The organism is Nocardiopsis gilva YIM 90087 (assembly GCF_002263495.1).
Lineage (GTDB): Bacteria > Actinomycetota > Actinomycetes > Streptosporangiales > Streptosporangiaceae > Nocardiopsis_C > Nocardiopsis_C gilva.
The window spans coordinates 5,250,860-5,263,425 of sequence record NZ_CP022753.1 but is presented as its reverse complement, the minus strand read 5'-3'; the positions used below and the strand labels follow the sequence as shown (position 1 = coordinate 5,263,425).

Sequence of the window (12,566 nt, the reverse complement as noted above, 5' to 3'; positions counted from 1 at the left end):
GTAACCGTGGACGCATCCGTCGACCAGATCGTCGAAGCACTCCGCAAGTCGATGCTGGAGAACGAACAGCTTCGCCAGCGCAACACCGAGCTCACCCAGCAGACCGGCGAGCCCATCGCGATCGTGGGGATGGCGTGCCGCTACCCCGGCGGCGTGACCTCCCCCGAGGAGCTGTGGCAGCTGGTCATGGACGGCGCCGACGGCGTCACCCCGTTCCCCGCGGACCGCGGCTGGGACCTCGACGGGCTGTACGACCCCGAACCGGGCCGCCCCGGCAAGAGCGTCACCCGCGAGGGCGGGTTCCTGCACGACGCCGCCGACTTCGACGCGGGGTTCTTCGGCGTCGCGCCGCGCGACGCCGTGGCGATCGACCCGCAGCAGCGGCTGATGCTGGAGACCTCCTGGGAGGCCTTCGAGAACGCCGGAATCGACCCCACCGCCATGAAGGGCAGCCGCACCGGCGTGTTCGCCGGTGTCATGTACCACGACTACGGCGCCGGATCCAGCGACGGCAGCCTGGTCTCCGGCCGCGTGGCCTACACCCTCGGCCTGGAGGGGCCGGCCGTCACCGTCGACACGGCGTGCTCCTCGTCGCTGGTGGCCATGCACTGGGCGGCCCAGGCGCTGCGGTCGGGCGAGTGCTCGCTGGCGCTGGCGGGCGGCGTGACCGTCATGACCACGCCGGACATGTTCATCTACTTCAGCAACCAGCGCGGCATGGCCAAGGACGGTCGGTGCAAGTCGTTCGCCGCCTCGGCCGACGGCACCGGCTGCTCCGAGGGCGTGGGCATGCTGGTGCTGGAACGGCTGTCCGACGCCCGTGAGAACGGGCACCGGGTGCTCGCGGTCATCCCCGGCAGCGCGGTCAACCAGGACGGCGCCAGCAGCGGACTGACCACGCCGAACGGCCCGTCGCAGCAGCGCGTCATCCGGCAGGCGCTGGCCTCGGCCGGGCTCGGTCCGGCCGACGTCGACGTCGTGGAGGCCCACGGCACCGGCACGACTCTGGGCGACCCCATCGAGGCCCAGGCCCTGCTGGCGACCTACGGTCGGCAGCGCCCGGAGAGCGGGCAGCCCCTCCTGCTCGGGTCGATCAAGTCGAACCTCGGCCATACCCAGGCGGCGGCGGGCGTCGCCGGGGTGATCAAGATGGTCCTGGCGATGCGCCACGGCACCGTGCCCCGGTCGCTCTACGCGGAGGACCCCACCCCGCAGGTCGACTGGACGCGCGGTGCGGTCGAGCTGCTGACCGAGCCGGTCACGTGGCCCGAGAACGGCCACCCGCGCCGCGCCGGCGTCTCCTCCTTCGGCATCAGCGGCACCAACGCCCACGTCATCATCGAACAGGCACCGGCCGAGCCCGAACCGGCCCAGGACACCGCCCCGTCCGCGATGCCCGCGGTGCTGCCGTGGCTGGTGTCCGCCAAGAGCGCCGACGCGCTGCGCGCCCAGGCCGCGCGGCTGCGGGCGCACCTGGCGGAGCGGCCCGACGCCGACCCGGCCGACGTCGCCGACGCCCTGCTGACGACCCGCTCCCTGTTCGACCACCGCGCGGTGGTGGCCGGAACCAGCCGTGCGGAGCTGCTGCGCGGCCTGGACACCCTGGCCGCCGGGGAGACCGGGCCGGGCGTCGTCAGTGGCGCGGTGGCCCGGGGGAAGCTCGCCTTCCTCTTCACCGGCCAGGGCGCGCAGCGCCCCGGCATGGGCAAGGAGCTGCACGCGGCGTTCCCCGTGTTCGCCGAAGCGTTCGACGCGGTCTGCGCTGAGCTGGACAAGCACCTTGAACGTCCGCTCAAGGAGATCGTGTGGGCCGAGGAGGGCGCGGACGAAGCGGAACTCCTGCACCAGACCGCCTACACCCAGACCGCACTGTTCGCCGTCGAGGTGGCGCTGTTCCGGCTGGTGGAGTCCTGGGGCGTGAAACCCGCCTACCTCGCCGGGCACTCGATCGGCGAACTCGCCGCCGCGCACGTGTCCGGTGTCCTCTCGCTTCCCCACGCCGCCGCCCTCGTCGTCGCCCGTGCCCGCCTCATGCAGGCGCTGCCCGAGGGCGGTGCGATGGTCGCGATTCAGGCGACCGAGGAGGAGGTCGCCCCCGCCCTGGCCGGTCTGGAGGCCAAGGCGAGCATCGCGGCGGTCAACGGCCCCACGTCGGTCGTGGTCTCCGGGGAGGAGGCGGAGGTCCTGCGGATCGCCGAGGACTTCCAGGGCAGGGGGCGCAAGACACGCCGCCTGACCGTCTCGCACGCCTTCCACTCACCGCTCATGGAGCCGATGCTCGCCGCGTTCCGCAAGGTGGCCGAGGGCCTGACCTACAGCGCTCCGACCATCCCAATCGTGTCGAACGTGACCGGCGCCCTGGCCGACGCCGACGAGCTGACCGACGCGGACTACTGGGTGCGGCACGTCCGCGCGGCCGTGCGCTTCGCCGACGGCATCCGCACCCTGGAGCGCGAGCGCGTCACCACGTTCCTCGAACTCGGCCCCGACGGCGTGCTCAGCGCCATGGGCCAGGAGTGCGTGACCGGTGACGAGGACACTGTGTTCGCGTTCGCCCCGCTGCTCCGTAGGGACCGACCGGAGGCGCGCGAGTTCGCCGCCGGGATGGGCGTGGCCCACACACGCGGCGCCAAGGTCGACTGGAGCACCCTCCTCGACGAACAGGGCACGCGGCGGGTCGAGCTGCCCACCTATGCCTTCCAGCGGCGCCGGTACTGGTCCGACGAGATGGCGGCCATGGGCGCCAAGGCGGATGTGGCCGGATTCGGCCAATTCTCCGCCGATCACCCCCTACTTGGAGCGGCGCTGCCGCTGCCCGACACCGACGGTGTCGTGCTGACCGGGCGGCTGTCCCTGGGCAAGCAGCAGTGGCTGGCCGACCACGACATCCTCGGCTCGGTCCTGCTGCCCGGCACCGGGTTCGTGGAGCTGGCGATCCGCGCCGGGGACCACGTCGGCTGCGGCGTGCTGGAGGAGCTGACCCTGGAGGCGCCGCTGGTCCTGCCCGAGCAGGGCGGGGTCGCCGTTCAGGTGGTCGTCGGCGGCCCCGACGCCTCGGGGGCGCGGCCGGTGAACATCTACTCCCGTGCCGAGGGAGCCGACGCCGACGGCACCGAGCCGTGGGTCCGGCACGCCACCGGCACCCTGGTGGCCGAGGGGGCGGCGCCCGACGTCGACCTGAGGGAATGGCCGCCCGCCGGCGCCACCCCCGTTGCCGTGGATGGCGCCTACGAGGGCCTGATCGACCGCGGCTACGCCTACGGCCCGGTCTTCCAGGGCGTGCGCAAGGCCTGGCGGCGCGGCGACGAGGTCTTCGCCGAGATCGCCCTGCCCGAGAGCGCGCAGGAGGAGGCGGCCCGGTTCGGCCTGCACCCCGCCCTGCTCGACGCGGCCCTCCACACCGACATGCTCGATGCGGACGAGGGCGACGGAACCACCCGGCTCCCGTTCTCCTGGAACGGGGTGACGCTGTTCGCCTCCGGCGCCACGGCGCTGCGCGTCCGGCTGAGCCCGGTGCGCGGCGAGGACGTCGCGATCGACCTGGCCGACGCCACCGGAGCCCCGGTCGCCCGCGTGGACGCCCTGGTCTCGCGACCGGTGTCGGCGGAGCAGCTCTCCGCCGCCTCCAGCGCCCGCAACGACACGCTGTTCCGCTTCGACTGGACCGAGCTGGAGGCCGGTGCGACCGGCTCCGGACGGTGCGTCGTGGTCGGCCCCGACGCGTTCGGCCTCGCTCCAGCGCTCGCGGCGGCCGGTGCCGGTGGCGAGCACTACGACGACCTGGAAGCGCTCGGCCAGGCCCTCGCCTCGGGCGCGGAGACGCCCACCCTGGTCATCGCCGCCCTCCCTGGGAAAGAGGAGGGCGACCCGCAGGCCGCCCGCGTCGCCACGCACCACGCCCTGGAGCTGGCCCAGGCGTGGCTGGCCGACGACCGCTTCGAAGGGTCCCGGCTGGTCGCGGCGACACGCGGCGCGGTCGCGGCCGGGCGTGACGAGGGGGTCGCGGACCTGGTCCACGCGCCGGTGTGGGGCCTGCTGCGCTCCGCCCAGGTCGAGAACCCCGAGCGGTTCATGCTGCTCGACCTGGACTCCTCCGACCTGCCCGTGGCCGCCCTGCTCGCCGCTGCCGCCGCGGACGAGCCGTGGCTCGCCCTGCGCGGCGGGAGGCTGCGCGTCCCGCGTCTGGCACGCGTCGACACCACGGCGTCGGGCGACGCGCAGGCGGCGCAGTCCGGCCTGGACCCCAACGGCACCGTCCTCATCACCGGCGGCACCGGTGTCCTCGGCCGCCTGATGGCGCGCCACCTGGTGACCGCGCACGGGGTGCGGCACCTCCTGCTGACCAGCCGCCGGGGCATGGACGCCCCCGGCGCCACCGAGCTGAAGGATGAGCTGACCGGGCTGGGCGCCGAGGCCACCATCGCCGCCTGCGACGTGGCCGATCGCGCCGCGCTGGACGGCCTGCTCGCGGCGGTCCCGGCCACGGCCCCGCTGACGGCGGTCGTGCACACGGCCGGTGTCATCGACGACGGGGTCGTGCAGGCGCTCACCCCCGAGCGCATGGACCGGGTCCTGCGGCCGAAGGTGGACGCCGCGTGGAACCTGCACGAGGCCACCCGCGACCTGGACCTCGCGGCGTTCCTGCTGTTCTCCTCCGCCGGCGGCGCGCTCGGCGGTCCGGGCCAGGGCAACTACGCCGCGGCCAACGTGTTCATGGACGCCCTCGCCCACCACCGGCGCGCGCTCGGGCTCAACGCCGCTTCCTACGCCTGGGGACTGTGGGCCGACGGCGGTCTCTCCGGTGACCTGGACACCAACGACGTGGGCCGGATGGCCCGCGCGGGCGTGCTCGGCCTGTCCGTCGAGGAGGGGCTCTCCCTATTCGACGCGATGCTGGCCATGGACGAGCCGCTGCTGTTCCCGGTGCGCCTGGACTTCGCCACGCTCCGCTCCGGAGGCGACGGGCAGCTGCTGGCCATGCTGCGCGGCCTGGTCCGCATGCCGGTCCGACGCGGCACCGGCGCTGCAGCGGCCGAGCCCAGTGATGACGGGCTCGCCGACCGCCTGGCGGGGATGCCGGAGAACGAGCGCGGCCCGGCCGTGCTCGATCTGGTCCGCACCAGCGCCGCCACGGTGCTCGGCCACGACGGGCCCAGCGCCATCGGCCCGGACAAGGGCTTCCTGGAACTGGGCTTCGACTCGCTGACCGCGCTGGAGTTCCGCAACCGGCTGCGTGGCGCGACGGGGCTGCGTCTCCCGGCCACGCTGATCTTCGACTACCCGAGCCCGACCGCCCTCACCGAGCACATCGTGTCGCAGGTCGGTGGGCACGCGACTGCGGGAGGCGGTGTCGAGGCGGAGCTGGCCCGGCTGGAGTCCGCACTCGGGTCGGCGACACCGGACGCGGCCGAGTTCAGCCGGATCGAGGCCCGTCTGCGTGCCCTGGCCGCGAAGTGGGCCGAGAACCACCGCCCGGAGGACGCCGCGGACGACGAGGACGACCTCGAATCGGCCACCGCGGGCGAGCTGTTCGACATTCTCGACAACGAGCTCGGCTCCTCCTGAGCGACGCCCCGAGGGCTGCACCGGTCCGCCGGTGCAGCCCTCCGTTGATCTCGGAGATATCGACCGAATATCCGCCGCTATTCGGTCGATATCTCCGAGATCAACGGGGGAGCGGGCAGGGGTCGGCACCGCGCGTAAGGGCCAAACGCTCAGGACGAGATAGCTACGCCCAGAAACCGCGCGCGAAGAGTAGTGGGGCGACCCCGAAGAGCATGATCACCGAGGTCGTCGACGTGGGCCGATGAGTAGGGGGAAACGGCGCCGAGCTTAGGGGGTGAGAACTGTAGCGACACTCGACCAGTCCTCGGTTTAATGAGTGTTGGCTTGTTTATCCGAACGTATGTCCAGGCCCGGTCCTGCGCCAGTGCGCGCGGACCGGAGCAAGGGTGCGCGGGGGCAGGCGCCGGCCTCGGCCGGGCCGATCGCGTGGAATCGCCTGACCGAACGGATGGATGCGGATGACCGTGACAGAGGCTGACGACATCGGGGGAGCGGGGACCACGGACACCGCCGCGGGACCCCCCGACCTGCGGGCGCGAGTGGCCGAACTGAGCGAGTTCGCCGACGCGGCCCGCCAGGGCCCCGGGCTGCGGTCCACCGAGGCGCAGTGGGCCAAGGGCAAGCTGACCGTGCGCGAGCGGATCGATCTGCTCTTCGACGAGGGCACCTTCCGCGAGATCGAACGGTTTCGCCGCCACCGCGCCTCCGGCTTCGGGCTGGAGGCCCGCCGCCCCTACACCGACGGCGTCGTGACGGGCTGGGGGCTCGTCCACGGCCGCAAGGTCTTCGTCTACGCCCACGACTTCCGCATCTTCGGCGGGTCCCTGGGCGAGGCGCACGCGGAGAAGATCCACAAGCTCATGGACCTGGCCGAGTCGGCCGGGGCACCCCTGGTCGCCCTCAGCGACGGCGCCGGGGCGCGGATCCAGGAGGGCGTCACCGCACTGGCCGGATACGGCGGCATCTTCCGCCGCAACGTCCAGGCCTCCGGTGTTATCCCGCAGATCAGCGTCATGCTCGGCCCGTGCGCGGGCGGCGCCACCTACTCGCCGTCGCTCACCGACTTCGTGTTCATGGTCGAGGGCTCGGCGCAGATGTACATCACCGGGCCGGACGTCGTCCAGTCGGTGACCGGCGAGGAGATCAGCCACGAGGACCTCGGCGGCGCCCGGGTGCACGCCTCGGTCTCGGGCGCGAGCGGCTTCATCTACGACGACGAGAAGGAGTGCATCGAGGAAGTCCGCTACCTGCTGTCGCTGCTGCCGCAGAACAACCGCGAGCTTCCGCCCGCCGTGCACTGCGATGACCCCGCCGACCGGCGCAACGACAGCCTGCTCGACCTGGTCCCGGCCGACCCCAACCGGTCCTACGACATGCGCGCCGTGATCGAAGAGATCGTCGACGACGGCGACCTGTTCGAGGTGCACGCCTCCTGGGCCACCAACATCATCTGCGGCTTCGCCCGGATGGACGGGCATGTGGTGGGCGTCATCGCCAACCAGCCGGCCTCCCTGGCCGGTGTGCTCGACATCCAGTCCTCGGAGAAGGGGGCGCGCTTCGTCCAGGTCTGCGACGCCTTCAACATCCCCCTGCTGACGCTGGTCGACGTCCCCGGCTTCATGCCCGGCAAGGAGCAGGAGCACGGCGGCATCATCCGGCACGGCGCCAAGCTGCTGCACGCCTACTGCGCGGCCACCGTGCCGCGGATCCAGCTCATCGTCCGCAAGGCCTACGGCGGCGCCTACATCGTGATGGACTCCCGCTCGATCGGCTCCGACCTGTCGTTCGCCTGGCCGACCAACGAGATCGCGGTGATGGGCGCCGACGGCGCGGCCAACGTCGTCTTCCGCCGCGAGATCGCCGCCGCCCCCGACCCCGAGGTGGCCCGGGAACAGCGGATCAAGGAGTACCGCGAGGAGCTCATGCACCCCTACTACGCCGCGGAGCGCGGTCTGGTGGACGACGTCATCGACCCGGCGCTGACCAGGGCGACCCTCATCGACGCCCTGGAGATGCTGCGTACCAAGCACGCGCCGCTGCCCGCCCGCAAGCACGGCAACCCACCGGTCTGATGGGCGCGGCACAGGAGGGCCGGGAGGCCCCGTTCATGCGGATCGTCCGGGGCTCCCCGGACGACGAGGAGATCGCCGCGATCACGGTGGCGGTCCTGGCTCTCATGCGGAGCAGGGCCGGGGCGTCCAGCCCACAGCGTTCGGCTCCGAGGTCGGCGCGCTGGACCCAGTGGCGCGGTTACACCCCGCCCGGGGCCTGGGCGGAGGAACACCCGGTGGCACACGCCGGACGACGGCCGGTCACGGCCAGAAGGGACACGGAGTGAAGGCAGCACAGTCAGGAGAACGCGGAGGCAACGGCGCGTGGATTCGCCGGTTCCACCCGGCGCCGGAGGCCCGCACGCGTCTGGTCTGCTTTCCGCACGCGGGGGGATCGGCCACGTTCTTCCACCCCGTCTCCCAGGCGATGTCCCCGGCGGTCGACGTGCTCGCGATCCAGTACCCGGGGCGCCAGGACCGGCGTTCCGAGCCGTGTGTCGATGACATCGAGAAGCTGGCCGAACTGGTCGTGCCGGAGCTGCGCGCCTGGACCGACCGCCCCGTGGCCATGTTCGGCCACAGCATGGGGGCGTCGTTGGCCTTCGAAGTCGCGCGGCGGCTGGAACAGGAGGGAGTCACCGCGACCGGCCTGTTCGTGTCGGGTCGGCGGGCGCCGACGGCGTTTCGGGACGAGCGGGTGCACCTCGCGGACGATGACCGGATCATCACCGAACTGAAGCGGATGAGCGGGACGGACGCCGCCGTCCTGGGGGATGAGGAGATCCTGCGGATGATCCTCCCCGCCGTGCGCGCCGACTACCGGGCCGCCGAGACCTACCGCTACACCCCGGGTCCGGACGTGAGCTGCCCGATCATCGCCATGACCGGCGACGACGACGCCCAGGTGACCCTCGACGAGGCGCGGATGTGGGCGGATCACACCAGCGGCGGGTTCAACCTGCACGTGTACGAGGGCGGGCACTTCTTCCTGACCGCGCATGCCGCCGCGGTGATGAAGGTGATGACCGACCACATCGAGAGCCGGTCGCCCGTCCGCGACTGAGGCCGTGCGTGGCCGGTGCAGGGCGCGGAGAACGCGGGGGCCGGAAGTGACCAGGACTTCGGCCGGTCTTCGCACCGAATGGTCACCGGTGGTGAGCTCGGCGCGACGCTCTGAGTGTGCGGTGCGTTTACAGGGAATGATCAGGTCGTTGAAAGCGAAAACGTCGACGGTCGATCTCGTGTAATTCCCCTAGCCGCGGTTGTGGGGTGGCCGCGTCCGGACATTATCCCGGATTCAACATCTTGCAGAATGTAGCTGTGGCGGCGTTCGGCCCGTCTCGTTCCCCTTCTGGCGGGGGCAAGGCGGATCCGAGCGCCGCTCGACATTCACCCGGGGTTCATGCCCCCCGTCGGGGGCCAAATTTCGACATTCTTCGGTGTCAAGATCATGAGTCCGGCCCGTTGACGCTAAATGATCATGAAGAATCGCATGATCGGGCGGTCGGGCGCGACGTGAGAGTTCCGTCAAGGGCGCCGCGTGGTCGACCACGTGAAGGTGCGGTGAATTCGGTCGTTCGGCAGCGCCGACGCGCATGCCGCCCCACCTGCCCAGATGCCGATCGCTGAGGTGGTCGGCGCCGTCTCCGGGGGTGGATGCTCCGACGGTGGGTCGGCTGAAGTACCATGGATTCACATCATTAAGTGCCCCCATGAACGCGGTGTGAAGCGCGTGTTTCGGGGCTTGCCAGTTATCCGGTTTCGGTCATCAGTGGGCGATTTGTCGACCGGGGGAAGTCCGTGGCCTGTCGTCCAGGTGGCCATTCGTGGCACTGCCGCTGACCTTTAGTCGATGCTGCCGGAAAACACCCAACTGGCACGGCGATAGTGCCGATTAGTGTACACCCGCATGCGGAGAGTCGCAAAGTTAGACGCTTGTACTTCACTTTCTCCCGCGGGTAGGTTGGCGTGGGGCAGAGAGGGGTCCGGGTCTCACCGACTCACCCTTTTATGCAGAGACGCAAATAGAGGACGGTGACGCGGATGCAGATGGCGGAGCGGAGACGTGAATTAGAGACATTGAATCGACTGTTCACCGAGAGTGTGAACGGTAAAGGGCAGGTCGTGCTGGTCACCGGTCCTGGGGCGAGCGGCAAGAGCGAACTCGTGAGTGCTTTTCACGAGCACGCCGCCGACCAGGGGGCACTGGTCCTCCACGCCGCCGGTTCACGTGCGGAGCGCGTCCTGCCGCTCGGTGTGATGGGTCAGCTGTTCCGTTCCGCCGTCCTTCCCCACGGGATGTCGGAGCGGGTGGAGTACCTGCTGCGGCCGGAGCCGATGGGCTTCACCGCCGACGAACCGGATCCGGTCACCCTCGGCCAGCGGCACGCCCACGTCGCCTACGGGTTGTGCGCGTTGCTGCTGGAACTGGCACGTGAACGTTCCGTGGTGCTGAGCGTCGACGACGTACAGCACGCGGACGGTCCGAGTTTGCAGGCGCTCCTTTACATCCAGCGGCGGCTGACATCCAGCCGGGCCATGATGGTGCTCAGCGAATGGCAGCAGCCTCGGCCCGCCTACCCGTTGTTCCACGCCGAACTGACCCGGCAGCCCAACTGCGGCCGCATCCGGCTGACGCCGCTGTCCCCCGATGGCGTCGAGGAGCTACTGCGGCAGCACATGGGCACGGAGGACGCCCGACGGCTGTCCCCCGTCTACCACGCGGTCAGCGGCGGCAACCTCGTCCTCCTGCACGGGCTGATCGAGGACCACCACCACACCGCGACCGACAGCGGCGCCGGTGCGGCGGACCTCGTGCCAGGGGAGTCCTTTCGGCAGGCGGTCCTGTCCTGCCTGCACCGATGGGAGCCGCGGCTGCTCGAGGTCGCGCACGCGGTGGCGCTGCTCGGCCCGTCCGCGTCGGCGTTCGCGGTCGCCCGCCTGCTCAAGGTGAAGGCGGCATCGGTCGAGCCGGTCCTGGCCGCGCTGAACACGACGGGCCTGCTGGACGATGTCGGGTTCCGGCACCCCGCGGTCCGCGCCGCGGTGCTCGGCGACCTGGCGCCTGAGGGCCAGGCGGTCATGCATCTGCGGGCGGCACGGCTGATGTACCAGGAAGGAGCGGACCCGGCCGAGATCGCCGACCACCTCATCACCGCCGGGGGCGGCGTCGACGAGGACTGGATGGCGGAGGTCCTGCGCGACGCCGCCAAGCACGCGCTCGCCATGGGGGAGGCGGAGCGTGCCATCGAGTGCCTCGACCTGGCCGCGCGGGCCTCCGGGGACGAGCGCAGGCGGGCCGTCATCACGGCGCTGCTCGCACGCGTTCAGTGGGGGGTCAACCCCTCGGCGGTCTCACGCCTGATCCCCCCGCTGACGACCGCTTTCGAGGAGGGGCACTTGGAGGGCGCCGACGTCATGGCGCTCGGCAGGTACCTGCTCTGGCACGGTCGGGGCGAGGAGGCGGCCGGGACGCTCGACTGGTTCGAAGGGGCCCAGCACGAGGCCGACGCCTGGACGGAGGCGGAGCTCAACCTCACCAGGGACTGGCTGCGCCTGTGCCACCCACGCCTACCGACAGCCGGCGGCACCCCCGTCTTCATGGGGCACGGTGCCGCGCGGCAGGGGGCGGTGCCCGGGCCGAGGACCCGGGGTCAGCAGGGCAGAGACGGCACAACGGTCGAACGGCATCGGGGAGTGCGCACGGAGGCCACGCTCACCGATGTGATGAACAACGGCCGGGGCGACGAAGCCATCGGCCGCGCCGAGCAGGTGCTGCAGAGCTGCCGCCTTTCGGAGACCGTTCTCGAGTCCGTTCTGGGGGCGCTGCTCGTCTTCATCCACGCCGACCGGCTGGACAAGGCCGTGCAGTGGTGCGTCACGCTCGGGGACGAGGCCAAGCTTCGCGGGCTGCACGCGTGGTCGGCGGTCCTCGCCGATATGCGGGCGCGCATCGCGCTGCGCCAGGGCGACCTCGCGGCGGCCGAGCGGTACGCTCGCCAAGCGCTGACCGACATGTCCCCGCAGAGCTGGGGGGTGGTCGTCGGTTCGCCGATGGCCCATCTGCTCCAGGCGACCACCGCCATGGGGCGGCTCACCGAGGCCGAAGAGCTAACCAAGCAGGTCGTGCCGGAGAACATGGCACAGACCTGGTTCTGGCCGCGCTACCTCTACGCGCGGGGCCACTACTACCTGGCCTCGAACCGGCTGCACGCCGCGCTCGGTGACTTCCAGACCTGCGGATCCCTGGTCAAGGAGTGGAACCTCGACCTCCCCGGACTGCTGCCGTGGCGGACCGCGTCGGCCCAGGTGTACCTGCGCCTCGGTCGGCCGGACACGGCGCGGGAGCTCGTCGTCGAGCAGCTGGGGCGGCCGGGGGCCGGGAACCCGCGGGTGCGGGGGATGTCGCTGCGGGTCCTCGCGGCCACGAGCGACGTCAAGAAGCGGGCGCCGATGCTCAAGGAGGCGGTGGAGCGCCTCCAGGAGAGCGGCGACCGGCTCGAACTCGCCCTGGCCCTCGCGGACCTCAGCGACGCCCACCACAAGCTCGGGGAGTTCGCCCGCGCACGGCTGATGGCGCGCCGCGCCAAGCAGATCGCCAAGAGCTGCAACGCCGAGGCGCTGTGCCAGCGGCTGCTCCCCAGTGAGGGCTCCGACGGTGTCGGCGGCGACAAGGCGGCGTCGCCCGAGGCCGAGGTGTTCGCGGTCCTGAGCGACGCCGAGCGGCGGGTGGCCGCCCTGGCCGCGTTGGGCCACACCAACAGGGAGATCGGGGGCAAGCTGTTCATCACGGTGAGCACCGTCGAGCAGCACCTGACCCGGGTCTACCGCAAGCTCAACGTCAACCGGCGCACCGATCTGCCGACCGAGCTCCCCCTGCTCATGGCCGACAGCGCGAGTTGACTCGGGGCCGTCGTGCGGCGTCCCCCCGGCCGCACGAGGTACAGGGTC

At 71.5% G+C, this 12,566-nt stretch carries 5 protein-coding genes; all 5 read left to right on the top strand.

Annotated features, from left to right (window positions below; genetic code table 11):
• Positions 1-6 precede the first annotated feature (6 nt).
• The 5 genes from CDO52_RS23285 to CDO52_RS23265 all read left to right on the top strand — a co-directional run bounded on the left by CDO52_RS23285 (position 7) and on the right by CDO52_RS23265 (position 12,518).
• Complete coding sequence (locus CDO52_RS23285; RefSeq protein WP_232524295.1) at positions 7-5,565, top strand: type I polyketide synthase; 5,559 nt, start codon at positions 7-9, stop codon at positions 5,563-5,565.
• A 458-nt stretch (positions 5,566-6,023) separates the two neighbouring features.
• Positions 6,024-7,637 (top strand): acyl-CoA carboxylase subunit beta, encoded by a 1,614-nt coding sequence (locus tag CDO52_RS23280; protein WP_017620942.1) that lies wholly within the window; start codon positions 6,024-6,026, stop codon positions 7,635-7,637.
• Positions 7,637-7,903, top strand: coding sequence for an acyl-CoA carboxylase subunit epsilon (locus tag CDO52_RS23275; protein ID WP_017620941.1), 267 nt, complete (start codon positions 7,637-7,639; stop codon positions 7,901-7,903). The genes CDO52_RS23280 and CDO52_RS23275 overlap by 1 nt, the downstream gene beginning before the upstream one ends.
• Positions 7,900-8,679 (top strand): thioesterase II family protein, encoded by a 780-nt coding sequence (locus tag CDO52_RS23270; protein WP_017620940.1) that lies wholly within the window; start codon positions 7,900-7,902, stop codon positions 8,677-8,679. The genes CDO52_RS23275 and CDO52_RS23270 overlap by 4 nt, the downstream gene beginning before the upstream one ends.
• Positions 8,680-9,659: 980 nt before the next feature.
• Positions 9,660-12,518: a helix-turn-helix transcriptional regulator gene (locus CDO52_RS23265; RefSeq protein ID WP_026126224.1), complete on the top strand. Its 2,859-nt coding sequence runs from the start codon at positions 9,660-9,662 to the stop codon at positions 12,516-12,518.
• Positions 12,519-12,566: the final 48 nt, after the last annotated feature.

Coding starts and splice junctions, on each gene's coding strand:
- CDO52_RS23280 (WP_017620942.1), top strand. CDS start 6,024: ATGACCGTGACAGAGGCTGACGACATCGGGGGAGCGGGGACCACGGAC.
- CDO52_RS23275 (WP_017620941.1), top strand. CDS start 7,637: ATGGGCGCGGCACAGGAGGGCCGGGAGGCCCCGTTCATGCGGATCGTC.
- CDO52_RS23265 (WP_026126224.1), top strand. CDS start 9,660: ATGCAGATGGCGGAGCGGAGACGTGAATTAGAGACATTGAATCGACTG.